General features: G+C 68.5%; 25 protein-coding genes. 4 read left to right on the top strand and 21 right to left on the bottom strand.

The features are described 5' to 3' along the window. Nucleotides 1-83: 83 nt before the first annotated feature. The 4 genes from ACLF6P_RS11470 to ACLF6P_RS11455 are packed head-to-tail and all read right to left on the bottom strand — an operon-like array spanning nucleotide 84 to nucleotide 3,838. Complete coding sequence (locus ACLF6P_RS11470; protein ID WP_415949936.1) at nucleotides 84-752, bottom strand: response regulator; 669 nt, start codon at nucleotides 750-752, stop codon at nucleotides 84-86. Continuing rightward, nucleotides 749-2,059, bottom strand: a complete 1,311-nt coding sequence (locus ACLF6P_RS11465) for a sensor histidine kinase (RefSeq protein WP_415949938.1) — start codon at nucleotides 2,057-2,059, stop codon at nucleotides 749-751. The genes ACLF6P_RS11470 and ACLF6P_RS11465 overlap by 4 nt, the downstream gene beginning before the upstream one ends. 43 nt (nucleotides 2,060-2,102) lie before the next feature. After that, on the bottom strand, nucleotides 2,103-2,912 hold the full coding sequence (locus tag ACLF6P_RS11460) for an ABC transporter permease (protein WP_415949935.1): 810 nt from the start codon (nucleotides 2,910-2,912) through the stop codon (nucleotides 2,103-2,105). Then, nucleotides 2,909-3,838 carry an ABC transporter ATP-binding protein gene (locus ACLF6P_RS11455; protein WP_415949934.1) on the bottom strand — a complete coding sequence of 310 codons (930 nt, stop codon included), beginning with the start codon at nucleotides 3,836-3,838 and terminating at the stop codon, nucleotides 2,909-2,911. Before ACLF6P_RS11455 ends, ACLF6P_RS11460 begins: the two co-directional genes overlap by 4 nt. Nucleotides 3,839-4,040: 202 nt before the next feature. On the opposite strand from ACLF6P_RS11455, the gene ACLF6P_RS11450 reads away from it, so the two are divergent. Continuing rightward, nucleotides 4,041-4,586, top strand: a complete 546-nt coding sequence (locus tag ACLF6P_RS11450; RefSeq protein ID WP_415949933.1) for a GNAT family N-acetyltransferase — start codon at nucleotides 4,041-4,043, stop codon at nucleotides 4,584-4,586. Nucleotides 4,587-4,630: 44 nt separating this feature from the next. Here the strand turns inward: ACLF6P_RS11450 and ACLF6P_RS11445 are convergent, their stop codons facing one another. The 8 genes from ACLF6P_RS11445 to ACLF6P_RS11410 form a co-directional block, all read right to left on the bottom strand. Beyond that, nucleotides 4,631-6,079: a P-loop NTPase family protein gene (locus ACLF6P_RS11445; RefSeq protein WP_415949937.1), complete on the bottom strand. Its 1,449-nt coding sequence runs from the start codon at nucleotides 6,077-6,079 to the stop codon at nucleotides 4,631-4,633. 220 nt (nucleotides 6,080-6,299) lie between these two features. Then, nucleotides 6,300-7,760, bottom strand: a complete 1,461-nt coding sequence (locus tag ACLF6P_RS11440) for an ATP-binding protein (protein WP_415949931.1) — start codon at nucleotides 7,758-7,760, stop codon at nucleotides 6,300-6,302. Between the two features lie 37 nt (nucleotides 7,761-7,797). After that, a complete protein-coding gene (locus tag ACLF6P_RS11435) occupies nucleotides 7,798-9,351 on the bottom strand; it encodes an SCO6880 family protein (protein WP_415949929.1) in 1,554 nt (517 codons plus the stop codon). Continuing rightward, nucleotides 9,348-10,715 carry a hypothetical protein gene (locus ACLF6P_RS11430; protein ID WP_415949928.1) on the bottom strand — a complete coding sequence of 456 codons (1,368 nt, stop codon included), beginning with the start codon at nucleotides 10,713-10,715 and terminating at the stop codon, nucleotides 9,348-9,350. Before ACLF6P_RS11430 ends, ACLF6P_RS11435 begins: the two co-directional genes overlap by 4 nt. Further along, nucleotides 10,705-11,592 carry a hypothetical protein gene (locus ACLF6P_RS11425; protein ID WP_415949927.1) on the bottom strand — a complete coding sequence of 296 codons (888 nt, stop codon included), beginning with the start codon at nucleotides 11,590-11,592 and terminating at the stop codon, nucleotides 10,705-10,707. Before ACLF6P_RS11425 ends, ACLF6P_RS11430 begins: the two co-directional genes overlap by 11 nt. Before the next feature lie 154 nt (nucleotides 11,593-11,746). After that, nucleotides 11,747-12,055, bottom strand: a complete 309-nt coding sequence (locus tag ACLF6P_RS11420) for a hypothetical protein (protein ID WP_415949925.1) — start codon at nucleotides 12,053-12,055, stop codon at nucleotides 11,747-11,749. A gap of 305 nt (nucleotides 12,056-12,360) precedes the next feature. Further along, nucleotides 12,361-12,723 (bottom strand): DUF397 domain-containing protein, encoded by a 363-nt coding sequence (locus tag ACLF6P_RS11415; protein WP_415949924.1) that lies wholly within the window; start codon nucleotides 12,721-12,723, stop codon nucleotides 12,361-12,363. Between the two features lie 9 nt (nucleotides 12,724-12,732). Then, entirely contained in the window at nucleotides 12,733-13,578 is an 846-nt protein-coding gene (locus ACLF6P_RS11410; RefSeq protein ID WP_415949923.1) for a helix-turn-helix domain-containing protein, read from the bottom strand. A 169-nt stretch (nucleotides 13,579-13,747) separates the two neighbouring features. Here ACLF6P_RS11410 and ACLF6P_RS11405 point away from each other — a divergent pair, with 169 nt between their 5' ends. Continuing rightward, nucleotides 13,748-14,203, top strand: a complete 456-nt coding sequence (locus ACLF6P_RS11405; protein ID WP_415949921.1) for an ATP-binding protein — start codon at nucleotides 13,748-13,750, stop codon at nucleotides 14,201-14,203. Nucleotides 14,204-14,244: 41 nt separating this feature from the next. On the opposite strand, the gene ACLF6P_RS11400 is transcribed toward ACLF6P_RS11405, so the two are convergent. The 8 genes from ACLF6P_RS11400 to ACLF6P_RS11365 form a co-directional block, all read right to left on the bottom strand. Next, nucleotides 14,245-15,279 (bottom strand): hypothetical protein, encoded by a 1,035-nt coding sequence (locus tag ACLF6P_RS11400; protein ID WP_415949920.1) that lies wholly within the window; start codon nucleotides 15,277-15,279, stop codon nucleotides 14,245-14,247. 21 nt (nucleotides 15,280-15,300) lie between these two features. Beyond that, nucleotides 15,301-17,526: a hypothetical protein gene (locus ACLF6P_RS11395; RefSeq protein ID WP_415949919.1), complete on the bottom strand. Its 2,226-nt coding sequence runs from the start codon at nucleotides 17,524-17,526 to the stop codon at nucleotides 15,301-15,303. 98 nt (nucleotides 17,527-17,624) lie between these two features. Beyond that, nucleotides 17,625-18,014 carry a hypothetical protein gene (locus ACLF6P_RS11390; RefSeq protein ID WP_415949917.1) on the bottom strand — a complete coding sequence of 130 codons (390 nt, stop codon included), beginning with the start codon at nucleotides 18,012-18,014 and terminating at the stop codon, nucleotides 17,625-17,627. 131 nt (nucleotides 18,015-18,145) lie between these two features. Then, entirely contained in the window at nucleotides 18,146-19,390 is a 1,245-nt protein-coding gene (gene mycP / locus ACLF6P_RS11385; protein ID WP_415949916.1) for a type VII secretion-associated serine protease mycosin, read from the bottom strand. 29 nt (nucleotides 19,391-19,419) lie between these two features. Beyond that, entirely contained in the window at nucleotides 19,420-20,916 is a 1,497-nt protein-coding gene (locus ACLF6P_RS11380) for a translation initiation factor IF-2 (RefSeq protein WP_415949915.1), read from the bottom strand. A 37-nt stretch (nucleotides 20,917-20,953) separates the two neighbouring features. Then, nucleotides 20,954-21,460: a hypothetical protein gene (locus tag ACLF6P_RS11375; protein ID WP_415949913.1), complete on the bottom strand. Its 507-nt coding sequence runs from the start codon at nucleotides 21,458-21,460 to the stop codon at nucleotides 20,954-20,956. A 36-nt stretch (nucleotides 21,461-21,496) separates the two neighbouring features. Then, complete coding sequence (locus ACLF6P_RS11370) at nucleotides 21,497-22,192, bottom strand: hypothetical protein (protein WP_415949912.1); 696 nt, start codon at nucleotides 22,190-22,192, stop codon at nucleotides 21,497-21,499. Continuing rightward, nucleotides 22,192-24,468, bottom strand: a complete 2,277-nt coding sequence (locus tag ACLF6P_RS11365; protein WP_415949911.1) for a hypothetical protein — start codon at nucleotides 24,466-24,468, stop codon at nucleotides 22,192-22,194. The genes ACLF6P_RS11370 and ACLF6P_RS11365 overlap by 1 nt, the downstream gene beginning before the upstream one ends. 34 nt (nucleotides 24,469-24,502) lie before the next feature. On the opposite strand from ACLF6P_RS11365, the gene ACLF6P_RS11360 reads away from it, so the two are divergent. Then, nucleotides 24,503-25,012, top strand: coding sequence for a hypothetical protein (locus ACLF6P_RS11360; RefSeq protein ID WP_415949910.1), 510 nt, complete (start codon nucleotides 24,503-24,505; stop codon nucleotides 25,010-25,012). Between the two features lie 142 nt (nucleotides 25,013-25,154). Here ACLF6P_RS11360 and ACLF6P_RS11355 read toward each other — a convergent pair whose 3' ends face one another. Then, nucleotides 25,155-25,715, bottom strand: coding sequence for a TetR/AcrR family transcriptional regulator (locus ACLF6P_RS11355; RefSeq protein ID WP_415949909.1), 561 nt, complete (start codon nucleotides 25,713-25,715; stop codon nucleotides 25,155-25,157). 104 nt (nucleotides 25,716-25,819) lie between these two features. Here ACLF6P_RS11355 and ACLF6P_RS11350 point away from each other — a divergent pair, with 104 nt between their 5' ends. Continuing rightward, the gene (locus ACLF6P_RS11350) at nucleotides 25,820-26,281 is read left to right on the top strand and encodes a nuclear transport factor 2 family protein (protein WP_415949908.1); all 462 of its coding nucleotides are present in this window, start codon (nucleotides 25,820-25,822) and stop codon (nucleotides 26,279-26,281) included. Nucleotides 26,282-26,344: the final 63 nt, after the last annotated feature.

The following is a 26,344-nucleotide window of genomic DNA, read 5'->3' as shown; positions in this document are numbered from 1 at the left end:
CGCCGAACTAAATTTAGGGAAAGCCCCCGAGTCATCGACTCGGGGGCTTTCTTGCGTTCAGGGGCTTCAGGGGCTTTGGGTTTTCAGGAAGGCTCCACGAGGCGGGCGTCGTACGCCAGGATGACTGCCTGGACGCGGTCCCGTGCCCCTGTCTTCGCCAGGATCCGCCCCACATGGGTCTTCACCGTGGACTCCGCGAGATGGAAGCGCTCGGCGATTTCCGTGTTCGTCCAGCCCCGGCCGATGACGGTGAGGATTTCCCGTTCCCGGTCGGTGAGTTGGTCGAGGCGGGAGTCCTGGGAGGTCTGCTCCGCCTCTCCGGGGGCGGGAAGCTTGTCCGCGTACGTGTCGAGGAGGCGGCGGGTCAGGCTCGGGGCGACCACCGCGTCTCCGGAGGCCACGGCCCTGATACCGGCGAGGAGTTCCTCGGGCTGGGCATCCTTGACGAGGAAGCCGGAGGCTCCGGCCCGCAGCCCCGCGTACGCGTACTCGTCGAGGTCGAACGTCGTGAGGATCAGGACACGGGTGCGGTCGCCGGCCGAGACGATGCGCCGGGTGGCCTCGATGCCGTCGAGGCCGGGCATGCGGATGTCCATCAGGGCGACGTCCGGGCGGAGTTCGGAGACCATTCGCACCGCCTCCGTGCCGTTCGCCGCCTCGCCGGAGACCGTCAGGTCGTCCTGGCTCTCCAGGAGCATGCGGAAGCCGAAGCGCTGCATGGGCTGGTCGTCGACGATGAGCACAGTTGTCACTGTGTGGGCCCTTCCAGGGGGATACGGAGGTGGACCCGCCAGCCGCCGGACGGCCCGGGTCCGGCCTCAAGTGTGCCCTGGTAGAGGGCGGTTCGCTCGCGCATGCCGGCCAGTCCGCGGCCGGTCCCGTCCGTGTCCCCGGTCCCACCGCGTCCGCTTTCTCCAGGTCCGCTTTCCCCAGGTCTGCTGTCCCCAGGTCTGCTGTCTCCGCGTCCGGTGTCGGTGACCGTCACGGCCACCGCGTCGCCCCCGTACGAGACGAGTACCTCCGCTGTCGCCGAAGGGCCGCCGTGCTTGAGGGTGTTGGTGAGTGCTTCCTGGATGACCCGGTACACGGTCAGTTCCAGCCCGGGAGGCAGCCCGGCCGGGATGCCCTCGATCCCCATGCGGACCGGGAGGCCGGCCGCACGTACGCCCTCCACCAGGGAGTCGAGGTCGGAGAGCGCCGGGGCGGGGGCCAGGTCGGCGGTCGGGGACTCCTCGCGGAGTACGTCCAGGAGGCGGCGGAGTTCGCCGAGTGCCTGGCGGCTCGTGGTGCCGATGGCGTCCAGGGCCTGGACCGCGCGGTCCGGGTTCTTCTTCGCCGCGTACGCCCCGCCGTCCGCGAGGCCGGTGATGACGGAGAGGTTGTGTCCGATGATGTCGTGCATCTCGCGGGCGATGCGGGTGCGTTCGGCGGCGGCGGCGAGCTGGGCCTCCTTGTCGCGCTCAGTTTCGAGGCGGCGGGCGCGCTCTTCCAGGGAGGCGAGGTGGTCCTTGCGGGAGCGAACCGCGATTCCGAGCAGGGCGCAGAGGGCGAAGCCCCAGACGGCCGGTCCGAAGGAGCCGTCCCAGGTGGCGAGCGGATAGCGCAGGGCGCCCGGGACGAGCGGCAGCAGGACGATCAGGGCCGCTGGGACCAGGCGCTTCAGCGGGCGGTGCACGGCCAGGTTGAACACGGCGACCTGCTGGGCGAGATGGGACTGCAGGATGGCTCCGGAGAGCCCGTTGGCCAGGGCGAACGGTGAGGTGGCGAGGAGTACGGCCATCGGGTGACGCCGGCGCCAGTAGATCGGGACGGTGAAGCCGAGGCTGAGAGTGATCAGGAGCCAGTCCGGCACGTCCAGGTTCTGTGCGGTGGAGCGCCAGCCGCTGCTCGCGAAGTCGGTGAGCGCCGCGCCGACCCAGAACAGGGTGACGGTGAGGTCCCATACCCAGGGGCGGCGCTTGTCGAAGGCGCGCAGGGACTGCAGCAGCTGCCGCAGCCGGCCGGTGGACGAGACGGTGCCCGCGTCGCGCGCCGCACCGTCTCCTCGCCGATCATTCATGCTCACCGCCCCATCCTCGGTCACCATCCCCGGTCACCGCAGGTCATACGTCTCGCCGCTTGAGGAAGTACGCGGCGACGGCGACGGAGCCGAGTGCCCACAGCGTCAGGGCGATGAAGGAGGCGAGCGGGGAGGGCGCACCCGCGAAGCCGTCGAGAGTGCCGATGTTGCCCGCGGCCTGGACGGGGAAGTACTCGACCGCGGTGTCCACGGCGTCCACCGGGATCATGGAGACGACCTCGGGCAGGATCATGATGCCGCCGACGAAGGCCGTGATGCCGCCCGCGACCGAGCGCAGCACCGCGCCGAGTCCGAGGGCGAAGACGGAGAGTGCCGTGATGCCGACGGAGAGGCCGGTGATGGCGCCGAGGACGCCGGGATCGGTGAGCGCGGCCTCCTGGTCGGTGCCCGCCAGGAACCTCTGGGCCAGTGGATAGGTGAGGAGAGAGGTGAGGAAGGTCAGCGGGAAGACGATGCCGGCGAGGACGGCGGCCTTCGACCACAGGATCGGTACCCGCTTCGGTACGGCGGTGAGCGTGGAGTGGATCATGCCGGTGGTGTACTCGCCCGCGATCATCAGGACGCCCAGGATGGGCAGGGAGATCTGCGCGAGCTGAGCGCCGGCCAGACCGACCCCGAGTGGGTCGACGAACTCGCGGCTGCCGCTGTCGTAGTTGGCGGCCACGAGCAGGCCGAGGCCGAGGATCAGCAGGGCGGAGGCGAGAAGCGTGATCCAAGTGGACCGGATCGTCCAGAACTTGTGCCACTCGGAGCGCAGCACCCGTACCGCGGTCACGGTATGCGCGGAGGAGGCGGTGGTACGGGCGGGCCGGGTGAGGGTGGTGGTGCTCATGCGGCGTGTCCCTTCAGCGTTGCGGTGTACTCGACGGAGTCATGGGTCAGGTCCATGAAGGCCTGTTCGAGCGACGCGGCCTGCGGGGTGAGTTCGAAGACGAGGATGGTGTGGGCGGCGGCGATGCGGGCGATGTCCTCGGCCTCGGCGCCGACTACGAGAAGCGTTTCGGCGCTCTCGCGGCTGACCGAGACCGACGGGCCGGCCAGGAGGGCCGCGAGTTCCGTCGCAGAGGGAGTGACCACCTTGACGGCTCCGGCTCCTGCTTCCCGTACGAACGCGTCGACCGTCGTGTCCGCGAGGAGGCGGCCCTTGCCGATGATGACCAGGTGGTCGGCCGTGAGGGCCATCTCGCTCATCAGGTGCGAGGAGACCAGGACCGTACGGCCTTCCGCGGCCAGGGACTTGAGGAGGTTGCGGATCCACCGGACGCCCTCCGGGTCGAGCCCGTTGACCGGCTCGTCGAGGATGACCGTCGCCGGGTCGCCGAGCAGCGCGGCGGCGATGCCCAGGCGCTGGCCCATGCCGAGCGAGAAGCCCTTGACGCGGCGGCGGGCGACGTCGGTGAGGCCCGTGAGGTCGAGTACGTGGTCGACGCGCTTGCGCGGGATGCCGTGGGTGAGCGCGAGCGCGGTGAGGTGGGCGTGGGCGCTGCGGCCCGGGTGGACCGAACGGGCTTCCAGGAGTGCGCCGACCTCGGTGAGGGGCGCGGGGTGTGCGGCGTACCGGCGGCCGCCGATGGTGGCGGTGCCGCTGGTCGGGGCGTCGAGGCCGAGGAGCATCCGCATGGTGGTCGACTTGCCGGCGCCGTTGGGGCCGAGGAAGCCGGTGACGGTGCCGGGGTGCACCTCGAAGCTCAGGTCGGCGACTGCACACTTGCCGGGCTTGCCGCCGTACCGCTTGGTGAGTTCGCTGGCTCGGATCATGTCTTCGACGCTACGGAGCACGCGGGGGCGTTCCGTCGGACCGGGGACGGCATCGCGGGCCGCCCGCCTCGTACCTGGGTACTACGGGTGCCGGCACCAGGGTGTGCCGCGGGGATGCCGCGGGGATGCTGCGGGGACGTCGCAGTGACGCCGCGGGGATAAAGCCTTGCGCTCGTGCCTGACCGGTGGTGACGATCTCCGTATGGAATACGAGATACGTCCCGTACGAGCCGAGGAATGGCGGCAGGTCAGGGACCTGCGGCTGCTCGCGCTCCAGGACCCGGCCGCGCCCATCGCCTATCTGGAGACGTACGGGAACGCGCTCGAACGGCCCGACAGTTTCTGGCAGGAACGCTCCGCCGGAGCCTCGCACGGTACGGACGGGCGGCAGTTCGTGGCGGTGGCCGGGGACGGGAGCTGGGTGGGCGCGACGATGGCGATCGTGGAGCGGGCCGGTACGACGGACTACTTCGGCGCCGAGATGCCCGTGACCGGCACGCACTTCGTCGGCGTGTACGTGCATCCGGGGCACCGGGGCGCCGGACTTGTCGAGCGGCTGTTCGCGGCCGCCGCCGAGTGGTCGTGGTCCGTCGAGGGCGTGGAGCGGGCGCGGCTCTTCGTGCACCAGGACAATCACCGGGCGCAGGCCGCGTACAAGAAGTGCGGCTTCGTACGCAGCGGAGCGATCGTCCCCATGGAGAACGACCCCTCGAAGCTGGAGTACGAGATGGTGCTCGCCAGACCCTGACCGCACGCGCGCGATGTGGTGGTTCGAGCTGCCGAGCTGACGAGCTACCCGGGGAGTGCCGCCTCGGGCCAGCGGGCCCTGGCCTGTTCGCGGGAGCGCAGGAGGGCCACCGGGAGCAGGCCGCGGTGTTCCGCTTCGGGGGAGAGGAGCTCAGGGAGCTGCGGGAACGGGGCGACCGCCGCCACGTCCTCCAGGACGAGGCTCAGTGGTGGGTCGAGGCGGCCGGCGGGTGACCCTTCGGCCATGCGCCGGCCGCGCTCGACCACGCTCGAAACGAGAGCCGTGAGCAAAGGCATCGCACCGGGCTGCGTCCGGGGGTCCTCGATGGCTTCACCCACCACATAGAGGGTGCCCCCTTCGGCGACGAAGGAATCCAGGGCGAGTGCATCGGCCCGGTTGGCCGTGCAGGCCTCGCGGATGTGCACCGTGAAGAGTGCGGAGAGTGCTCGGGCCGTCAGTTCATGGGCCATGTCCCGGCGTTCGGGGTGTGCGGTCAGTTCGGCCTCGAGTTCGCCCGCGGAACCGGCGGCGGCCTTCGGATGTGTACGGAGGATCCGTACCGCGTCCTGGACCTGGGCGCCCTGCGCCCAGCGGTGCACATGCTTGACGGCGCGGCCGTCGAGGGCCGCGGCGTGCAGATAGCTGCGCAGCAGCGTCTGGGCGGTGGCGGCCGTCGCGCTGTCCAGCCTGGCGGTCGGGCGGACCGGGGCGAGCAGGGCCTCGGCGCGGAGGCGCGCGGTCTGCTTGTCCTCGCAGCCGGAAGCGGGGTTCCAGTGCATGCGGGCCGGGGTGTCGCACAGGTGCGACGGGTCGTAGAGGAGGACCGGGCCGAGCTTGGACCGTGCGTCCTTGGTCTCCTCCCAGAGGGCGGGGTCGCTCGTGAGGATGAGGGCTGCGCCCTCGGCGTCCTGGATCGCCTGTACGGCGTGGGGCTTACGGGTCCGGGGGTCGCCCAGGACGAGCCGTTGGCCCGGTACCGTGCTCCGCCCCTCCGGGCCGGATCCGTTGGCCGCCTCCGGCGCCACAGCCTTCGCCGCCTCCGGCGCCGACCCCACCGCCGCCTCCGGCGCCGCCTCGACCGCCTCCGGCGTCCGGGCCCTGGGCGCCTCCGGCACCCCGAGCTGCTCCGCGCCTCCGGCGCGGGCCGGGGGATGCGGGCCCTTCCCCGCATCCTCGCCCAAAAACTGCTCCGCCCGCGCCCGCGCCCGTGCCCGCGCCCTCGCCCGAACCGCCCGCCACCGAACCCACGTCCCCATCACGAACACCGTGAGCACCACAAGCACCATTGCCTGCCCGATCACCAGCCCCCAGAACAACCCGTACCCGGACAGCTCCGCGGGCGGCGTGGCGGGCCATGCCCCGGCCAGGTCGTGGGGCGCGGACACCAGGTGCCGTATCGCGAGCGGGGTCCGTGCGAACGTGACCTCCGAGGGCCAGGACCCGTGGGCGAGCAGCCCCGCGAGCCCCGTCGCCGTCCAGATGAGGACCGACATCCCGAGCACGAACGCGAGCAGCCCGACGAGCAGCCCGTCCGGGATGCCACCGCCGAGGCCACCGCCACGTCCGTCGGCCCCCTGCCGCGGATCCCCGCGAAGGCCGCGCTCGTACTCGCCCCCGCGCCGGTACTCGCCCCCGCGCCGGTACTCGCCCTCGTACCGCCCGTCCCGCATCTCACGTCACCGCTCTCACGCCACTGCCGTCACGTCACCGCTCTCACGCCACCGTGGACTCGGAGGAAGACCCCAGCTGCCTCTCCATGCGCAACGCCCGCTCCTCCGCCTCCCGTTCCGCGGCCAGCAGTTCCTCCGAACCGGACCCGAATCCGTCGCCGGAGCCGGAGCCGGAGCCGCCCGCCGGCCCGGCGGTCCCCGCCGACGACTCCGTCATCGCGCGGTCCGTGTACACCAGCGGCCGTTCCGTCTCCGTGATCAGGTGCTTGACGACCTGCACATTGCCGTTGACGTCCCAGACCGCGATGCCGGGCGTCAGTGTGGGGATGATCTCCACGGCCCAGCGTGGCAAACCGAGAACCTTCCCGGTGGCCCGCGCCTCATCAGCCTTCTGGGCGTAGATCGTCCGCGTCGACGCCATCTTCAGAATGGCCGCGGCCTCCTTCGCGGCCGCTCCGTCCACGACATCCGACAAGTGGTGAACCACCGCCACGAACGAAAGACCGAGCCGACGCCCGAACTTGAGGAGCCGCTGGAACAGCTGGGCCACGAAGGGGGAGTTGATGATGTGCCACGCCTCCTCCACCAGGAAGATGCGCTTCTTGCGGTCGGGTCGGATCCAGGTGTGCTCCAGCCACACGCCCACGATCGCCATCAGAATCGGCATGGCAATGGAATTGCGGTCGATGTGCGACAGATCGAAGACCGTCAGTGGCGCGTCCAGATCGATCCCGACCGTCGTCGGCCCGTCGAACATCCCCCGCAGGTCACCGTCGACCAGACGGTCCAGAACGAGCGCGACATCCAGCCCCCACGCCCGTACGTCCTCCAGGGCGACGTTCATCGCCTCGGCAGACTCCGGCTCGGGGTGGCGCAGTTGCTCCACGATGTCCGACAGGACGGGCTGCCGTTCGACGATCGTCTCGTTGACGTACGCGTGCGCGACCTTCAGCGCGAACCCGGAGCGCTCGTCGAGCCCGTGCCCCATCGCGACCTCGATGATCGTCCGCAGCAAGGCCAGCTGACCGGTGGTCGTGATCGAGGGATCAAGGGGATTCAGCCGGATCCCCATGTCCAAGGCTGCCGTCGGATCGAGCCGGATGGGGGTGATCCCCAGCTCCTGGGCGATGAGGTTCCACTCGCCGACCCCGTCCTCGCCCTGCGCGTCGAGCACGACGACCTGCCGGTCGCGGAAGCGCAGCTGGCGCATCACATATGTCTTCTCAAGGGCGGACTTGCCATTGCCCGACTCCCCGAGCACCAGCCAGTGCGGAGCGGGCAACTGCTGCCCGTACAGCTGGAAGGGATCGTAGATGTAGCCCTTTCCGCTGTAGACCTCGCGGCCGATGATCACGCCGGAGTCGCCGAGGCCGGGTGCGGCCGTCGGCAGGTAGACGGCCTGGGCCTGGCCTGTACTCGTACGCACGGGCAGGCGGGTGGTCTCCACCTTCCCGAAGAGGAAGGAGGTGAACGCGTCCGTGAGCGCGGTCAGCGGATCTCGCATCGCAGTGGCCCCTATCGGCGCTATCGGCGGTAGCCGGTCATCGGCGGATGCCGGTCGCGAACGGCAGCGTGTTGACGAAGGCCCGGTGGTGCTCGCGGTCGCACCACTCCAGTTTGAGATAGGACTTGCCGGCGGAGGCCCGGATGGTCCGCTTGTCCCGGGCGAGCGCTTCGGGCGTGCGGGCGGAGACGGTGATGTAGCCGACGAGGTTGACGCCGGCCGCGCCGCTCGCCAGGTCCTCGCCGCGCTGGTCGAGGCGGGAGTGGGCGGCGAGGTCGCGCGGGTCGACGGTGCGGTTCATCTTCATCTGACGGGAGGCCTCGGCCTCGTCGTTCGTCTTCTCCGTCAGCATCCGCTCGATGGCGATCTCCGTCGGCTCCAGGTCCATCGTGACCGCGACCGTACGGATCACATCGGGCGTGTGCACGAGCAGCGGCGCGAGGAAGTTGACGCCGACCGGCGTCATCGGCCACTCCTTCACCCAGGCCGTCGCATGGCACCAGGGCGCCCGCGTCGAGGACTCCCGAGTCTTGGCCTGCAGATACGTGGCCTCGCGGGCGTCCAACTCGGCCGGCCAGGCGTTCCGTTTCGTCATCGCCTGGATGTGGTCGATCTGGTGGTCCGGGTCGTACATCGAGTGCACGAGCGAGGAGAGGCGGCCCTGCCCGAGCGGCTGCCGTACGCGGATGTCCGCCTCCTGGAGCCGCGAGCAGATGTCGGTCAGCTCGCGCGCCATGACCACCGCGAGCCCGGCGTCCTTGTCGATCCTGCGCCCGCCGAGCGGCCGGGTCGCCCGCGCCATCGCCGCCGCCTCGGCGGCCAGGTCCCGGCTGTAGTGCATGCACGCCACGAGATAGGCGCGGTGCTGCTCGCTGCTCGTGGACACCATCGACTGCAGCTGATCGTACGAATCCCGCAGCCATACGGGCGCGCGCTCGTCCCCGCGTACGGCGACGTCCTTGGCGTGCGCGTCGGGGTCGGCCGGGAGCGTACGGGCCAGCATCTGCAGCCGGGTGACGAAACCGTCGCCGTTGGCCACATGCTTGAGCAGCGTGCCGAAACGGTCGACCAGGGCCTCCTGGTCCTCCGAATCGCGCAGCCCCACGCCCGGCCCCTCGATCTCGATCGCGGCCGTGACCGTACGCCGGTCCGCGTGCAGCAGCACCGCGATCTCGTCCGGACCGAAGGGCGCCGCGAGCCAGGTGATCCGCCCGATCCCGGGCGGCGGCCCGACCTCGACCTCACGCCCGTCGAGCCGCACCCCGGCCTCCGCGGCACCGGACCGATAGGCCGTCGTCCCCTGCCGCAGCGTCCTGCGATAACTCCGATTGATCTCGAACCACTTGAAGAACGTCCGCCCCTTGTACGGCACGTACACCACGGCGATCGCGAGCAGCGGAAAGCCCATGAGCAGCACGATCCGCAGGCTGAGCACGGGCACGAGCAGCCCGCACATCATGCCGAGGAACGCCCCGGCGATGATCAGCGCGATCTCGCCGGTCTCCCGGTTCTTGCCGATGATCGCGTTCGGCCGGGCGCGGCCGATGAGATAGGTGCGGCGGGGCGTGACCGGATGGGACTGGGTCGTCAACGCCCTTCACCTCCAGAGCGGTTGCTGTTTCTGTTACCGGTGCGGCTTGCGGCGTCGCGGCCGGTCGAGTGCGGGGCGGCGGCGCGGTGCGAGCCGTGGGTGCTCGCGCCGGGTGCCGTACGGGGTGGGGGAGCGGCGGAGGGGACAGTTCCGCCGCCGTTCGAGGAGCCGCCACGGCTGCTGTGGGCAGCCATGCCGCCGGCGGCCGCGTTGGCGGGCGCGGCCTGAGCGCCGCCACCCCCGCCGCCGTCGCCGCCCCGGCCGCGGGCGCTGTGGGTCTTGATGCCCTGCGAGACGAGCGCGGCGGGCGAGGAGATCACCGCGGCGGCCTTGCTCTCCGCCCCGCTCATGATCCGGTTGTTGCGCCCGGCGGCGATCTCGTCACCGAACCCGGGCACGAAACGGTAGATCATCGCGCTGGCGAAGATCGCGAGGAGGATGATGCTGAGGCCCGACACGACGGCGGAGAACGCATTCGGCCCGTCGGCATCCGCGAGCGCGCCGGCGAGCCCCAGCACGATCACGATGACCGGCTTGACCAGGATCACGGCGATCATGATCCCGGCCCAGCGCCGCACATGCCCCCACAGGTTCTTGTCGACGAGCCCGGCGTACACGACGGTCCCGAGCAGCGCCCCCACGTACAGCAGCGCGGCCCGGATCACCAGCTCCAGCCACAGCACACCGGCCGCGAGAATCGACACGAGGGACACGACGACGAGCATGATCGGCCCGCCCCCGATGTCCTCGCCCTTGCGCAGCGCCTCGGAGAACGTCCCGAAGAACGCGTCCGTCTGATTCCCCGTCGCCTTCGCGATGGCATCGGTGACCGCGTCGGTGGCGGAGACGACGGTGTACAGGATCAGCGGCGTGAACGCGGAGGCGAGCACGGTCAGCCACAGAAAGCCGATCGCCTCCCCGATCGCGGTATTGAGCGGCACCCCGCGCACGGCGCGCTTGGCGACGGCGAGGAGCCAGAGGAGGAGCGTGAGGATGGTGGAGGCGGCGAAGACGACGGCGTAGCTCTGCAGGAACTTGTCGTTGGTGAAGTCGACGTCGGCCGTCTTGGAGACGGCGTCGCTGAGCTTGTCGATCGTCCAGGAGGCGGCGTCGGCACAGCCCTTGGCGAGGGAGCTGAGGGGGTCCAGGGCGTCTAGGGCGCCGTCGGCGGGGGTTTTGGGGGCGTCGCCTGCGCCGGATTCGCCCTCCTCGCAGTACTTTTTCGCCGGGCCGATGAGGAGGTCACACGGGTCGTCCTCGGGCTCCGGAGCCGCCGCGGCCCGCGTGGCGAACATTAGTGCAGCCGTCTGCGCAGTGGCGACCGCCGCAGCCAAGGAGCGGATTCGAGGGTTCCTACCGGGCATAAGTGAACCCTCCGTATTGCTCGACTGCCTCGCTGATCTCCTTGGACGTGGAAGCGGGGTCGTCACCCGGCACGGGGGTGGGACCGTCATTCTGCGTGTCGCTCACAATGCGCCAGTCGCCGTCGGCCCACGTCAGCTCGAAGGTCCAGGTCTTCCAGGTCGTGCGCACAGGATCCGTCGAGGCCGCACCGGACATTCCGATCAGGCCGGCGTACCAGACCTCGACCGTTGCGCTGTCCGCCGAGCTCTTCAGGGTCTTCGTGCCCACTGGCATGGTGCGTGAGACGAAGGTGCTGCCTTCGGGGGCCTTTCCGTCCTCGTCGAGCCCCAACTTAGCCAGGAACTCAGGTGAGTACGCCTTGTCCATGGGGCCCTGAAGCTTACGTGCGGCCTGCTCCGTATAGACGGTGTCGACGATGGTGTGGCGCGTGGCCTTGTTGAACATGCCGTCGCCGCCCAAGGCAACAGCGTAGTTCGCCGCCGCGCTCTGTGCCCCCTTGGCGTTGTGCGCGAAACCGGCAGGGATTCCGCCTCGTTCGCCGGTCACCGGCTGCTCACCCGACGGAGCCGTGGGATGGGAACCCCCACCGGAGCCGCCCTTACCGGACCCCTCCGCACCACCCCCACCATCCCCCTGATTGGCAAACGCGATCGCCGCGATCAGCAACACCACCACGCCGACCACCGTGACCAGGGAGCGCGAAGCGCGTACCGGGGCGCGGCGCGGCCCCCCGTACCCCTCCGGGCCCTCCGGCAGCCGGGTCCGCGTCGTCCCCGTACCCCCGTAGAACTCACCCTCGTCACCGGGGACGCGGCGCCCGTCATCACCCTCGTATCCGCCGTAGCCGCCGTGTTCGCCACCGCCGCCCAGACTCATGACGCGTACGCCCCCTCGACCGATTGCTGAATCGCGCAGTACGACGGTAGCCGTGCCGCTTGCCGCGCTGGCGCGGAGTGACTGGACATCAGGAGACGCAACCTCAGCCGGTGGGCACGACGGACGGATGGACTGGGGACGGCGTGGGCGGCGTCTAGACGGCCATCCCGTACACGATGGTGAAGACCGTGCCGAGTGAGCCGATGATGAAGACGCCGGTCAGGCCCGCGACGATCAGGCCCTTGCCCTGCTCGGCGCTGAACGTGTCCCGCAGGGCCGTGGCGCCGATGCGCTGCTTCGCCGCGCCCCAGATCGCGATGCCCAGACAGATCAGGATGGCGATCGCCATGACCACTTCGATCATCACGCGCGCTTCGTTGCCCAGGCTTCCGAAGGGCCCCCAGTTCGGGGCGATCCCGCCGATGATGGTGGTGATGTCGCCTTTCTCGGCTGCCAGAAGCATGTCTGTAACTCACCGCCCCTTATGGGTAGTTCCGGTATGTCCGCGGGCCCTGCCGCTGAGCAGAGTCCAGGCACCATTGTCTCCGAGATTCGCCCGGCGCATGTCGACTTACGGCCATCAGTTGCCAGAGTGGTCCCGGAGGCGCACACGGACCCACGACTACCGCCCGGCGCCCCCCGATGCCTGGCTGGGGAGACCCGGGCGGTATGCGCGGTTCCGTATGATCACTCTGTGTATCACGCGAGGTGACAGCGGGCAACGAGCGGGTCTCTCTCCCCGTTACGGGTGTCGGGGGATGAATCGTCTCACTGGGTGTCCGAATCGCGCCGATCCCGGTGAGGCGAATCGTCCCGCAAGCCGTTCGGGCCCGGATCGGGGCATGTGGCGAAGTGGTCGAATTCGCCGTTTCGTACGCCTCGCCGGAAGGCGTCCCACTTGGGTGTGGTGGTGGTGAGGGGGCCCAGGCGGATCGTTCCGTCTGGGGTGGGGCGGGGGTCGTGGGCGCCGGCCTTGACGCGGCCGAGCAGCTCGGCGAACTCGTCCCGGCGCATCCGGAGCACGGCGCCGCGCGGGTCGGAGCTTTCCTTCAGGAGGACGGCGGCTCCTTCGCTTGCGACGTGTACGCAGGATTCGCCTTCGCCGCAGTACGAGGACTTCTGCCAGTGCATGGGTTCCCCTCAGAGTTCGCGGATGATCCGGTGGATGAGCGCCCGGGATTCCAGCTCGATGAGGCTCAGTGCGGCCAGCCGGTCAAGCACGGTCCGGTACTTGAGCAGTTGAGCCTCGGCGTCGAGCAGGGCCACTCCGTGTGACTGGTCGAGTTGAACCGTGTCCAGCTGGGGGACGGGTCCCTGGACGTAGTAGATGGGCTGGCCTGCCCCTGGGTAGCCGCCCGCGTCGAACGGCAGCACCTGGATCGAGATGTTGGGGTGCTCGGTCATCTTGAGCAGGTGCTTGAGCTGGTGGCGTGCTACGTCCCGCCCGCCGAAGCGCATGTGCAGGGCGGCTTCGTGAATGATCGCCTGGTAGTGAGGTGCGTTCCCGTGGAACAGCACCGCCTGGCGCTTCAGCCGGAAGGACGCGCGCTGCTCGATCTCCCTCGGCGACAGTTCCGGCACCACCTGGAGGAATACTTCCCGTGCGTGCTCCGGTGTCTGGAGCAGGCCAGGGATGCCCGACGTGTGTGCTGTGCGAAAGCCGTGCCCGTGGACCTCCATCTCGGCCAGGTCGAGCAGCCCGGCCGACAGGGTCTCGCGGTAGTCCTCCCACCACTGCCGTTTGCGCTCCGAGGTCATCGCGGCCAGCGCCTCGACCAAGTCCTTGTCGGGGCAGGCGTAATGGCATGCCATGGCCCGTACTCGCTCGGCGCTCACCCCGTGTCGTCCGGCCTCGATGTTGCTGACCTGATTGGCCTTGATGCCGATCAGCGCTGCGGCATCTGTTGCCGTAAGGCCCGAGCGCTCACGAAGCTTCCGTAGCTCACGTCCCAGTCGGAGTTGGCGGCCGGTCGGATTGGCCCTCATGCCCACGTTGGTACTCCTCGTCACCCACATGAGTGGTTGCCTCGGCAACTCGGTCTAATCCTATAGACCAGCCGCTAATTTGATGCCAGGCCTTCCGCCCGGAAGTGCACCGTGGGACGCCATGGCAGAGCCACCGGGAACCAACCGCCGTACATCAACGGAGACTTCGATGGACACCGTATCCGGGACGCCACCCTGGGCGTACACCCTCCAACTCGCCCATGACCCCCGAGCTCCACGCATCGCCCGCGCAACCCTCCGCGCCATCCTCCACACGTACGAACTCGACGAACTCACCCCGACCGCCGAACTCCTCACGAGCGAACTCGTCACCAACGCCCACCTGCACGGCGGCTCGAACGGCCCGTACGGCCTCCGTATCGCCCCACGCCCGAACGGCCGCCTCCGCGTGGGCGTCTGGGACGCGAACCCGCAGATCCCCCCGCCGTTCACGGACCCGCACCCGCCGTTCACGGACCCGCGCCCGCCCCTCACGACCAACCCCACCGCCCCGGGCGGCCGAGGCCTCCTCCTCCTGGGCGCCTGCGCCGACCGCTACGGCGCCTACACGCTGCGCACCCCGGGCAAATACCTCTGGGCGGAATGCGGCGCGGCCCGGACGTGACCCACGCTCGCTCACCACCTCACGGGTGCGCGGATCGCACGTCATCCATCGCATCCGCGATCGGCCGCCGCCGCATCGGCGAAGGACTCCAGCAGTTGTGCGCGTACCTCGCCGAACTTGTCGCCCTTCGTGCCCTCCCAGGCGTCAAGCGCTACGTCGTCGTAGGCGTCGTTGGCCGTCGTCGTGACGAACATGGCGCCCTCCTCGCACTTCAGCACCTTCAGGTAGCGGCCCCCGGGGCTCGTGTCACGGCGTACGCCGGCCACGACATCGGGGTTCTGGCTGAGGGCGAAGCCGAGCTGGGGTCCGCCCGGGCCCTCCAGATCGAGGTCGCAGGCCCAGGTCCGGGCCCCGGTGGAGGTCGCACGTTCTGTGCCCGGCGCGAGCTGAGCGTTGATCAGCGCATCGCGTGGAAGGGTGAAGCCCTTCAGTCCACACACCTCGTCCGCCTCGGTCCGCTTCGGTTGCCGCGAGGGGTTTGCGGGAGAAGGCGCCGCGAACTCGATGCTGTCGGGCCGGGGCGGCGCGGGGCAGCCGACGGACTTCGCGATATGCCCTGCCGCACTGAACGCCAGGCCCATCAGCTGCCCCTCGGTAGCCTGCCCGTGCCGCAGCGCCACCGTGACGGTGGGCACGGCCCCCTGCCGGGACGAGAACTTCTCCCAGCACGACGAGGGAAGAAGCAACCAAGCTCGCGTCGTCGATGCCCCGCCAGCAGCGTTGTCGCCCTTGAGATACGAAAGGGCTGAGGGATTCTTCCAGAGGCGCGACCCGAACGGGGCGCTCACGGAATCCGACGTGAGATCGATGCCAACGCTGGGCTGAGCGCCCCCCACGAACTTGCTCGTGCGCTGCACGGTACAGCGGAACCCGTAAGGGTCCTTCGACTCATACTGCGTCGCCGCGCTCAGGCGGCCCTGCCCGTCCAGAACACCACTGATCTCATCCGATGCAATCGCCTCATTGCAGAAACTCCCCTGCCCGAACACATCGGTGTTCCACCAGCCGTACAACCCGCCACCGACCAGCACGACAGCGGCTGCGGCCGACGAGGCGGCCTTCATCCCGCGTTTCAATTCCTGACTCCTGACAATGAGCTACTTGCGCTCGCGAAGCGCGTCGTAGGCCAACTCGCGTCCGCCCGTGTAGCTTTGGCGGGCCTCGCGCTGCGATGCGCCGATTTCGGTCTCGGTGCGGTGGTTTGCCTCTCCGGAACTCTGGAAGAAGTTGTCGAGTGCCTGCTCGGCAGCGTCGTTGCTGGAGCTGATCCTGTCGCGAGCGAGGAGGCCTTCTTCGGCGGTGACGCCTTTGAGCCATTCGTTCCAGTAGCCGTCAATCGTCCGCTGAGCGATATCGCCTACGACAGGAATGCCGGTCACTGTACTTCCCACCACGTGATAGCCATAGACTCGCCGGTCCCCAGCGGCGCTCAACTTGGCATCGCGCTCACTCAGGTCGATGTCACCGCCGATCGCATTGATAGCTCCGTACACCTCACCGACCTTCGCCGCGCGGGTGTTGAGGGCTTCAGGATCGGAGAGGTTGTCGGAGGCAAGCTGCTCTGCCATGTAACGACGGTCCGCGTCGTGGAGGAGGAAGAAGTTCTCCGAGTCTTCAGAAACACCGCGCATCAGGCGAAGAATGCTGCCCCTGCTGTTCTGGATCTGGGAATCACCGCCCTCGGCCAGCGCATTCCTCTCACCGACCCGTCCGCCTGGGCCATCACCCGCCAGGATGTCCACCATGTCGGGCGTGTAGGACGCCATGGCCCGGGCGAGCGGACCCCGCATATGGGCGTAGTCCTCACCCTTGAGGACATTGTCTCCGTTGGCCGGATCCGCGCCTTCCGCGTCGTGACCGTCGGCGACACCGTAATCGAGGAGGTTGATCGTGTCGTGCATGATCCGTGCCTGAGCCTCGGTGTGCCGTTCGAGTTCTGCGCCAGGCGAAAGGGGTTCACGACCCGTCGTTCCTGCCTCCAGGGCCAGACCCAGGCCTGTCCTGACATCCCCATCCTCGGCCATGATGGGCAGCCCTATGGTGGTGCCCCCAGGTGGGGTCGCAAAGTGGTCGATGACCGTTTCCCAACCCTTGTCCCGGTCCTCCAGCAGGTACTTCAGATTGTCGTTCTGCTTCGGATCCAGGTACTCGGTGCTCGCCTGCGGGTTCTCGGACATGACGCCGAGGATGCCGTCGAGCGGATCATTGGCGAACCAGCCGCGTTCCTTTCCTGCGAATTCGTCCCGCAGGGCCCAGATGGACTCGATATTCCCCTTTGCTATGTGCGACTCCTCTGCTTTTCTGATGTCATGCGCGACATCCTGGAGAAATTGACCGGAATACCCGTTTCCTTGCTGCATCAGCGTGACCAGGCTCTGGTAGCCGCGAATCTTCTCATCTGGGATCGGACTGATGCCGTCCACATCGAACTGTCGAACTCCGGCCTTCTGCAGATCGGACCGGAAGTCCTTGTAGAACTGTGAGTCGGTGTCCTTAGTTGCAGTGGCGAGGGTAGTGGCGAGGCCCTTCTGAAGGCCAAGATATTCCTGCTTGCGGTCTCTGTCGTCGGAGTAGGCGAATCCGTTGAGCCTGTTGGTGAACTTGAGTGTGTTCTCCGCGCCGAGGCTCTTGAGGAAGGTCTCGCTGAAGTTCTTGTCGTGTGCGTTGTCGCGGAAGGTGCGTTTGAGTTCGGCCATGTCTGTGGCCGAGACCTTCTCGCCGCTGTTGATGCGGGTTGCTATGTCCTTGGCGTGTTCGGCCTCGTACTCCTCGATGTCCTCCTTGGCGCCGGAGTTGAATCCGAAGAGGGTGCCGTCGTTGGGGTTCGTGTCGACGACCACTGCTTCGAGGGCAATCTTCACGCCCGCGTCGGCATCGTTGACGGCTTTCACGGCTGCCTGGATGTGGCTTGCCCAGCTGGCCTCGGTCTCCCCGAGGCTGGGGTCGTGGCGGGCGGCGTTCGCTGTGGTTGGGTCGGCGTTGGCGAAGTCGAAGCGGACCATGCCTTGTTCGGACACGGCCATGCCGGCTTTGATCGCGTCAGCGCGGGCGGACTTGACTCTGCCGACGAGATCGACGAACTGGGTGTGGGCGTCGCGGAGCAGCGCGGCTATTGCCTTGGCTTCTGCCTGCGCGCCCTTGTACTCGTTGAGAGTGACGTCGAAGCGATCGAAGGCGTCGAAGGCGCTGATGCCCTGCCAGTTGGGGCCCAGTGAGATACCGTGCACCTCGCTCTTGTACTGCTCTTCGAGCTTCTTGAACTTGCCGGCCATCTCATCCCACTTCGCCGCGGCGGAGGTGAGTTTGGAGAGGTCGGTGGTCATGATCTCGTGGTACGTGGGCATGGTGTGGCTTCCCCGTGGAGCTTCGCGGTCGGTGGCGGTGGCGGTGGCGGTGGCGGTGCGGATGGGTGCGGGTCGGCTCAGTACTCGTCGAAGACCGATGAGGCGCGCACCTGGGTTGCGATGCCGACGTCTTGGTTGCTGAAGAGCGTGGTCGTCTGGCGCAGGGCGATCTTCTCCGAAGCGAGGCGGCCGCCCAACGCCTTGACCTGGTCCTCCCACTTCTCGTGCGCCTTCTTCAGCGCGATGGAGGTGTCCCAGCCGTCGCCGTCCTTGCCGCCGAACTCCTTCACGGCGGCGTCCGTGCTCTCCTCCGCGGCCTTGCCGTCCCGCGCGGTGTCCGGCTCCAGGTCCTTCTCGATCGCGTTGGCGGCCTTCTTCTTCTCGGCGGGAGTGGACGCCAGATCGGCGTTGCCTCCGCCTACGAGTCCGCCTCCACCGGAGGGTCCGGGAATCTGATTCAGCCGCATATCCGTCACAGTGCGCTCCCCCGTTGCTCCGGTGCCTCGATGTGGTGACCCCTTTGCCGCCACCCTATGGAATGGGTTCGTTCGAGGAAACGCCGGTGCGTGGGGCGAGGTGGTGTGAGGTGGTGTGAGGGTCAGGTGGTTCGCCTGCGGCGGGTGACCGCCACTGCGGTGACCGCGCCGGCGAGGAGGACGGCGGCGCCGAGGCCCGTCAGGAGGGGCCATGAGGTGTCGTCGTCCGTGGTGCCGTCTTCCGTGGTGTCGGCCGCTGCAGTGCTTGATTCGGGCTGTTTGCCGTCGGACTGCGGCTGCTGCTCGTCGGGCGCCGGCGATTCGGCGGCGGCTGCGAGGTCCGGGAGTGGGTACTCGTCGGCGGGGCCGGGGTCGCCGGGGGTCTTGAGGGCGATGCGGGGGCGGACGATGCCGTAGCCGATGTGGTCGTTGCGCTTTGCGCCGCTGGTGGGGGCGCCTGCAGTGTTGAGCATGACGCGGAGGACCTGGTTGTTGGTCCAGTCCGGGTATTTGGACCAGATGAGGGCGGCGCTGGCGGAGGCTAGGGCGGTGGAGGCGCTGGTGCCATGGCCGGTGCAGAGCCCGGTCTCACCGCCGCAGGCATACACCATTTCGTCGCCTGGAGCGGCCAGGTCCACCTGCGGGCCGTACTGGGACTCGTCGGTCTTGTGCAGGTCTTTGCCTACCGCGCTGACGCCGACCACGCCCGGGGTAGCCGCCGGATACATGGTTGCGTTGCCCACGTCACCGTCATTGCCGACGCCTGCGAAGACCAGAGCTCCGTTGTTGAGGGCGTACGCCACCGCTTTCTTCAGGGCTGTGGACCCTTTCGGTACGGCTTGGGAGATGTTGATGACCTTGGCCCCGGTGTCGGTCGCGTACCGGATCGCGCGGGGGGCGTACTTGTTGAACTTCGCAGTACTGGAAGCCATGTTCGTGTCGTCATCTGCGATACGGAGGGGCAGGATCTTGACCCCCGGGGCTAGGCCGAAGGCCCCGTCGCCTCCTCCGCTCTCACCCGTTCCCGCGATCAGCCCCGCCATTGCCGTGCCGTGGCCGTCGAGATCGGTGTGCTCATCGCCAGGCTCGTCCGGTGCGTAGTCCCTGCCGTCCAGGACCTGTCCGCGGAGGTCGGGGTTTGTGTTGTCCACGCCCGTGTCGATGACGGCGACCGTGACGCCCTCGCCAGTGCTTGTTTTCCACATCTCCTCGGCCTTCATGGCCGTGAGATGCCACTGCTGGGAGCGGATGGTGTCCGCCTGGGCAGGGGCGGTCGCGACACCCAGCATCAGCAGCCCCAGCGTGCCGGAGACCGCTGGGCGCCACCCCCGGCCACGGGCTGCGGTGCGTCGACTGGTGACGGGCATCTGCTTCCTTCCTGCGGAATCCGGGCAGGTCATTCGATGACCGGAGGGACCGTGCGGCGGTTGTCCGGCAGCCAGGTCTCCTCGTCCTCGGAGAGGTGGTCCGGCTGCTCGCGGGACTCGTCGTCCTGGCGTCGCTGCTGGAGTCGACCGCTGGCGGGAACACCTGCAGCCCCGCGGCCCATCGGGGCGGCGCTCTGGGCGGACGTCCCGCTTGCGCTGGGGCCACGTACGAGGCCGGAACCTCCCGCGGTAAACCTTGCCCCGCTCGCTCGGCCCTGCTGTGGGGTGCCGCCGACGACGCCTCCGGCCTCGCGGGCGTACCGGCCCGCAGGCACCGACCTGCCTTGGCCCGTGCTTCCGCCAGCCGTGCCCGCACCATGCCCCATGGCAGTGGGGACGCGGCCCGGGGTGGGCTCGGAGCCGATGACCGGGCCACGCGGGAACGCCCCTGTTGGGCGTCCGGCGGCCGGTGGGGTGGGGCGGCCGCCGATGATCCCGTTGTTGGCGGGCGGGCGGCCTGCGGCCGTTCCGCCCGTCGTGCCAGGACCTGGAATCGCCGGTGGACGGGGTGCGACTGATGGCCGTCCCTGCTGGACGCCCGGCCCCGCAGACGGAGTGTTGCGTGTGGGGGACAGCGGCGGGGTAGTCCCGATCACCGGGGGCGTGGCTCCCTCTGGCCGGGGCGACGCGGTGGGAGCCGGTCCCGGCACGGATGGTTGCGCCGACGGCTGCTGAAGGGGAGGTGCGGTGCTGTTGACCTCCATACCCACTGGCGGCAGCGTTCGGGCCGGTACCTCGCTCGGCGTCGGCCCGGCAGCGGCGCCGCCGCTCGCCGGAGCCGCCACACCGGGGGCTTCCGAGGTACTGCGGTCCGGGGCGGGGCCTCCGGCCGACGGAACCCCACCCGCGGATTCGCCGGGTCGTGCCAGGTCACGGCCGTTGATGACACTTCTTTCCGATGGCATGACGTCCGCAGGCGGCGGCGGAAACGCCGGCCTCTCCAGCCCGGCCATCTGCTGCGCCGAGAACTGGTACGACTGCCCCAGCTTCCGCATCCGTGCCGCCGCCTCCTGGCGGTTCGCCTCCTTCGTGGCGGCGAGCTCCTGGAGGGACTTGGCCGTGATGGCCGCTGCGTCGGGGTCGTTGTGGTGGGCCTGGGCCGCGGCCAGGTTTGCCTCCGAACCCCTCGTATCCCGGGGGATGGTCGCCTGTGCCTCGGCGATGGCGTCGGAGGCGCGGGCGAGCCACTTCGAGGCGTCCTCGCTGTAATCGCCCAGTCGCAAGGTCGCGTTGGCGAGGTCGCCGCTCCACGTGCGGAAGGCGGAGGCGCCCTCGCCCTTCCACTCCACGTACTGGGGCCGGATCTTCAGGTCTTCCGCGATGTCGCGGATCGCCTTGGCGGCGGCGGTCAGCCGGTCCGCGGCGGCCTGGACGGAGCCGCTGTTGGCCTGGTCGAGCCACTGCAGCATCTGCTCGTGGGACATGTTCTCGAACGACGTCGCTCCGCCACTCGGCTTGTGAACCACCCGTTGCTCCCCGTTTCCCCGTAGTCCTGCATTCCTGTCAGAAGCCGGAACCGCCGGACGTGTCCCCGCCGTTGGTGCCGTCCGGTGTGGCGGCTCGTCCATCGTGGCCGGCAGCGGCGCGATCGGGATCGTAGCTGCCGCCGTAGTGCTCGGTCGTCTCCGCGCTGATCGCGCGCATCCGCTCGCGTACGTCGACGTCGATGTCCGCGTAGCCCTTGTGGGAGGCCAGCACCGCGATGCTCATGCCCTCGATGGAGTCCGAGAGCAACTTCGAGAGCTTCTCCAGTTCCGTGATCACGGACCCGTACGTCAGGTACAGGTCCGAGGCCTCGACCCAGCCGTCCGAGCCGCCGCCGAACTGGGCGCGCGTCACCTGCTCCTGGCCCACCTGTCCCGGACCGGCCGGGGACTCCTTGAGCTCCCGGATCAGCTCGTCGACCCGGTCACGGAACTTCGTGAAGGATGAAAGCTCGGTGACGACATCGGCCACCACGTTCCCCACGGCACCGGTGATCCCTGCGAACCAGTCGTCCCCCGACGGCATGTCACCCTCCCAGTAGCGAGCAGTTGAAGTAGCAGCTTATGGGCTGACGGATGCGGGCACATTGGTGGGGATCTCCGGCTTGTTGGTACAGCCGAAGCTGTCGACCACCACCTTTGACGAGTGCAGGAGGTACTTGAGATGGGCGCGGTGGCTAGAGTCGCCGGTGAGCGTGTCGACAAGTGAGCCCTGCAAAGGGATTTCGTCGATGCTGCTCTCGGCAGCACCGGCCACTCCGCACTTGACATAGATCCGGTAGTGCGTGGAGTCGGCCATCCGCCGGTGGGGTCCGTAGACGAGCTTGACCTCCGGGGTGACTGTGACGACCTCGGCACCCGGGTCGTTCTCGTCAGGCGTGGCGAAGTCCCAATCGAAGGGGTAGGGGGAAGCTCCGTACCGAAGGCTCAGCCGCTTTTCGCTCGGACCGTCTGCCGCCGGCTTGTATGCGCCGCACACTCCTGAGTCAGTGAAGTACGGGACATCGCCAGGCTGGTAGTCACCGACCTGCTTGCGGAAGTGGGAACGTGCAAATTTCATGGAGCCTGGTTCGTTGAACTCGACGTCGTCGATGCCGCTTCGCAGCCACCGCATCCCTTCGTCGCCCAGCAGGTGCGTACAGGCGTCTGCGTATCCCTGCTGGCGATCGTCTGCGCTGCCTCCTCCGCTGCTGCAGGCCCCCAGGGTGAGTAGCACGGAGACAAGGCCGACGACCCGCGCGCATACTTCCCTTGCCATCAGCCGATCCTCGTATTGTCGGTGTCTGACTCCTCGGCGCCGGCAGAGTACATGTCCCACATGTGACCTTGGTGATCTCTGCGCCAGGTTTCATCGACGATTCCGTTGTCGTGCGCGTAATTGAGGATGTGCACCATCGCATTCTGTCGGGAGGCGACCTGGGCCTGGTCAATCGTTTCGATGGACTCCTGGTCGTTGCTGTACGGCGTGGGGTTGAGCCAGTCCATGGAGTTGCCTGCCCAGGTGTTGGCAGCCTCGCCGGCCGTCGAGTACGCGAGCGGCACCGCGACCGCCGCGAGGCCAGCGCCCGCAGGCCCCCCAGCCGCAACGACCGCGGTCCCGACCACCGTACCGACGGCGAACTTGCGCCATTCGGTCTGCTTCTCCAGCGCTTCGTTCCTCTTGTCCTCGTCCGCGGCGAACTCCTGACCGATGGCCTCCATCCGGGCTTCGTCGAGCATGCCGTGGACCATGAGGCCGTACCCTGCCGCATCCAAGGCCTTCTCGTGGTCACTGCCGTGCGCTGCCAAGAGGCTTGCCCCGTAGATCTGCTGAGCAGAGGAAACTGTCGCGTAGGAGTCCTGGTCCGAGGCGAGGGCCCGAAGGAACTGTTTCGCGTCAGCGACTCCGAAATCGGCCAGATGATGCCGGCTGGCATCGAGGAGGCTGTCGACGCCAGCCACATCCCGACTGCCGTCGAAGTTGCTGATCGACCACGTAATGCTGTCGACGTGACCTGCGGCCATCCTGGCCAGACTGTCCCGCATCCCCGGCTGTGCGTCGATCGCCTCGGCGGAGCCGTAGTGGTCGACGACGCGGTCCATGAGCGCGGTTCGGGACTCGCGCGCCTCGATCGCCGCCGGGGTGTCGAGAGCTGGGATGCTCGGTGACGGGTCGTCGTACGCATACCCCAGCGTCGCCGACTCCAGGGCATGCCCGAGGCTGTCGTATCCGAGGGGCTTGCCGTCGGCGTCCGTCGGCCACGCACGGGCGTGGTCGACGGCCTTGCCGTCGTCGGGCGCGCCCGACAGATAGGCGAGGTTGTTGAGCTTCTCCAAGCCCTCGCCGGACGTCGACGCGTCGAAGAACTCCAGTGCCGCCTCGGGATTGTGGGCCAGGCCGTCGAGGAACCCGGCCACGGGGTCGGTGCCGTCGCCCCCGTAGGGGAGGCCGCCCCAGAGGTGTTGCGGTTCGCCGAGCACGGTGGTGTCCGCGGTGCCCCTGGTGCGTTCGAAGGTGAGGAGTGAGGTGCCGTAGTCCTGTAGAAAGTCCGACTCGTACTTTCCCTTGGTCATGAGGCTGCTGGCGAGCTGGTAGCCGTAGGGGCCGCCGATGCCGCCTTCGCGGACGGGGAAACGCTGATCGCCGGCGGCGATCACGTCGCGCTTCCACTGGTCCATCGCGCCGCTGTCCACGTGGGTCGCGTTGGCCAGGGTCATGGACAGGTTGTCCTGGACGTGGGTGAGCATGGCCGCCCGGTCGTCGCCCATGGCTCCGCGTGGTGATGACAGGTCCCGCCAGAACCGGAGTGTGTCCTCGGCGCCGAGCGTGGTGGCCAGTGTGGCGGTGAAGGCCTCGTTGTCGCGCTGGTTCCGTAGTGTCGCGTTGAAGCGCTTCAGCTCGTCGTCGGTCCACTCGCCGACGTCGCCTTCCTTGATTTTCTTCGCCCAGTAGGCGGCCTGTTCCTTGCCCTGCCGGGCGTCTGCCTTTTCGAGGTCGGTGGGGCCGCCGGTGTCGAAGCCGTGCTTGTTCTTCGCGATGGCGCGCAGTGCGGTGGCGGCGATCCGGTCCGTCTCCGTGGCCTCCCGCAGGATCCGGCCGGCCCGCTCGGCGAGGGACTTCAGCAACGCCTCCCCGGCCGCGTCCTTGCCGTCGCCGTCGCCGTCGCGTACCGCCGGCGGGGCGGAGAAGGTGGTGGAGCCGTCGGGCAGGACGATGATGCCGTGCGTTCGGGCCTCGTCGAGCACGGCGTTCAGGGCGGACTTGTGCTGGGTGAAGTCGTGGTGGATGTCGCGCAGCAGCCCGAGGATCGTCTTGGTCTCGGCCGCCGCGTGCTCGAACTCGCGCGTGGTCTTGGTGATGAAGGTCCGGGTGACCGTGGCGTTGACCCCGCTCCAGTCGGCGCTGTTCGCCTGCTGGGCGAGGTCGGCGGCGGAGATGCCGTGGGATGTGCCGTGGGTCAGCTGCTGCAGCTTGCCCGCCATCGTTTCCCAGTCGCCGACGGCCTCCTTCAGCTTGCCCAGGCGGAGTTCGGTCAGCTCTGGGACTGTGAGCACGGGACGTCCGCCCTTCTACTTCAGGTAGCTGGAGATGACCGACGCCTTGATCGATGTCTCGATGTCCGTCTCGTCCTTCGAGTGCTGCGAGCGTGCGAAGTCAAGGCCGTTGGAGATGTGGGCGCAGGCTTCCTTCACGGTGCGGGTCTTGCTGTTCCACGCGTCGTGCAGCTCGGTGAGGGCCGCGCCGGTGTCGAGTCCGTCGTTTGAGGAGTTCGACCGAGGCTTCGAAGGTGCTCGGGCGTGCGCGGTCGCTTTCGACGCGGAAGCGTTCCCGCAGGTCGTAGGCCATGTTGCCGAGGCGGCCGAGTTCGTTGTCCCGTACGACGAGGTCCTTGCCGCCGCTTCCGCCGCTGGTCCCGCCGCCTCCGCGGTCCTCTGCGGGGAGTTGGTTCAGCTGCATCTGCTGTTCGTGGCGTCCGGCAGCTTCGGCCTTGAGCTGCTCCCATTCGTCCCATGGCATGCCAGGAACCCCCGTCCGGTCGGCATCGACGCCCGTATGCGCATGCGCATACGTATGTGCATGCGCATACGTAGCGACTGAGAGCCTATTGATCGCGGAGTTGCGATCGCAAGGGATGATCCTGCCGCTCTGGGATGCTTTGAGAGTATTCGTGGTAGTTGTTTTGGCTGCTTTCTGTGCGTGCGCGAGCACGCGGCGTGTGGATGTGCGGAGCCGTCGGCGTTCAGTCGATGAGGGCCGCGGTGGCCGCCTTGCCGTCGCGGGCGGCCCGTGCGTCGCCCGTGATGGCCGCGGTGACGATGGCCCCCTCGGCCAGGAGGCACACCGGCTCCGGCGGTATGTCGGAGGCTGCCGCGACCCACGTCGCGATCCGCTCGTGGAAAGCCCGCTTGTGTGAACGCACTTCGGCGAGGACCCCTGGTGAGGTGGAGCCCAGTTCTCCGTAGGCGTTGATCCAGGCGCAGCCGCGGAAACCGGGTTCGGTGAACCATCGTTCGAGCCAGTCGAAGACCGACAGCACCCGTTCGCGGGGGTCCGTGCGCTGCTCCACGTATGCGGTCAGGCTTGCCCGCCACCTGTGGTCCCGGCGTCGCAGCACCGCGACGACCAGGTCCTCCTTCGTCGCGTAGAGCCCGTAGATCCGCTTCAGGGGCATGCCCGCGGCGGTGCGGATGGCGTCCATGCCGACGGCCTGGATGCCGCGCTCGTAGAAGAGCGCTTCGGCGGCGTCCAGCAGGGCGGTGCGGGCGCGCGACTTCTGCTCCTCGCTGATGGGGGCGGGCACGGGCGGACTCCTTGACGTTGAGAACGGTCGTTCCCTACGGTAGTCGAGCACGGTTGAGAACGGTCGTTCTCAACGGGTCGTCAGAAAGCCAGGGAGAAGGAATCATGAGCGAACCCCGCCCGCCGTTCCCGCCGTTCACCGAGGAGAGCGCGCTCCAGAAGGTGCAGGCGGCCGAGGATGCGTGGAACACGCGTGATCCGCAGCGCGTGGCGCTGGCCTACACGCCCGATTCGGTCTGGCGTAACCGCGAGACGTTCGTGAGGGGGCGGGAGGAGATCGTCCGTTTCCTGACGGGCAAGTGGGAGCGCGAGCTCGACTACGCCCTGCGCAAGAGCCTGTGGGCGTTCCGCCGGAACCGTATCGCCGTCCGCTTCCAGTACGAGTGGCACGACGCGGGCGGCCAGTGGTGGCGCAGCTACGGCAACGAGCTGTGGCAGTTCAGCGCGACTGGGCTCATGGAGCGGCGTGAGGCGAGCATCAATGATGTCCGGATCGAGGAGGCCGAGCGGCGGATCTTCGGGCCGAGGACTGCGGAGGAGCGGGGGATCGAGATCCCGCTGCAGTAGGCGGTAGCTGGTTGTCTCCCCCTGGTTACCTTTTTCGTGTCTCCGCACCGGGGCCTCCGGCCT

The organism is Streptomyces lothianensis (genome assembly GCF_047779955.1).
GTDB lineage: Bacteria > Actinomycetota > Actinomycetes > Streptomycetales > Streptomycetaceae > Streptomyces.
Note: the sequence above shows the minus strand (reverse complement) of the source record. Positions and strands in the feature narration are given on the sequence as shown.

Coding starts and splice junctions, on each gene's coding strand:
- ACLF6P_RS11465 (WP_415949938.1), bottom strand. CDS start 2,059: ATGAATGATCGGCGAGGAGACGGTGCGGCGCGCGACGCGGGCACCGTC.
- ACLF6P_RS11460 (WP_415949935.1), bottom strand. CDS start 2,912: ATGAGCACCACCACCCTCACCCGGCCCGCCCGTACCACCGCCTCCTCC.
- ACLF6P_RS11455 (WP_415949934.1), bottom strand. CDS start 3,838: ATGATCCGAGCCAGCGAACTCACCAAGCGGTACGGCGGCAAGCCCGGC.
- ACLF6P_RS11450 (WP_415949933.1), top strand. CDS start 4,041: ATGGAATACGAGATACGTCCCGTACGAGCCGAGGAATGGCGGCAGGTC.
- ACLF6P_RS11445 (WP_415949937.1), bottom strand. CDS start 6,079: ATGTCGGTCCTCATCTGGACGGCGACGGGGCTCGCGGGGCTGCTCGCC.
- ACLF6P_RS11440 (WP_415949931.1), bottom strand. CDS start 7,760: ATGCGAGATCCGCTGACCGCGCTCACGGACGCGTTCACCTCCTTCCTC.
- ACLF6P_RS11430 (WP_415949928.1), bottom strand. CDS start 10,715: ATGCCCGGTAGGAACCCTCGAATCCGCTCCTTGGCTGCGGCGGTCGCC.
- ACLF6P_RS11425 (WP_415949927.1), bottom strand. CDS start 11,592: ATGAGTCTGGGCGGCGGTGGCGAACACGGCGGCTACGGCGGATACGAG.
- ACLF6P_RS11420 (WP_415949925.1), bottom strand. CDS start 12,055: ATGCTTCTGGCAGCCGAGAAAGGCGACATCACCACCATCATCGGCGGG.
- ACLF6P_RS11415 (WP_415949924.1), bottom strand. CDS start 12,723: ATGCACTGGCAGAAGTCCTCGTACTGCGGCGAAGGCGAATCCTGCGTA.
- ACLF6P_RS11410 (WP_415949923.1), bottom strand. CDS start 13,578: ATGAGGGCCAATCCGACCGGCCGCCAACTCCGACTGGGACGTGAGCTA.
- ACLF6P_RS11405 (WP_415949921.1), top strand. CDS start 13,748: ATGGACACCGTATCCGGGACGCCACCCTGGGCGTACACCCTCCAACTC.
- ACLF6P_RS11395 (WP_415949919.1), bottom strand. CDS start 17,526: ATGACCACCGACCTCTCCAAACTCACCTCCGCCGCGGCGAAGTGGGAT.
- ACLF6P_RS11390 (WP_415949917.1), bottom strand. CDS start 18,014: ATGCGGCTGAATCAGATTCCCGGACCCTCCGGTGGAGGCGGACTCGTA.
- mycP (WP_415949916.1), bottom strand. CDS start 19,390: ATGCCCGTCACCAGTCGACGCACCGCAGCCCGTGGCCGGGGGTGGCGC.
- ACLF6P_RS11375 (WP_415949913.1), bottom strand. CDS start 21,460: ATGCCGTCGGGGGACGACTGGTTCGCAGGGATCACCGGTGCCGTGGGG.
- ACLF6P_RS11370 (WP_415949912.1), bottom strand. CDS start 22,192: ATGGCAAGGGAAGTATGCGCGCGGGTCGTCGGCCTTGTCTCCGTGCTA.
- ACLF6P_RS11360 (WP_415949910.1), top strand. CDS start 24,503: ATGACCGACGCCTTGATCGATGTCTCGATGTCCGTCTCGTCCTTCGAG.
- ACLF6P_RS11350 (WP_415949908.1), top strand. CDS start 25,820: ATGAGCGAACCCCGCCCGCCGTTCCCGCCGTTCACCGAGGAGAGCGCG.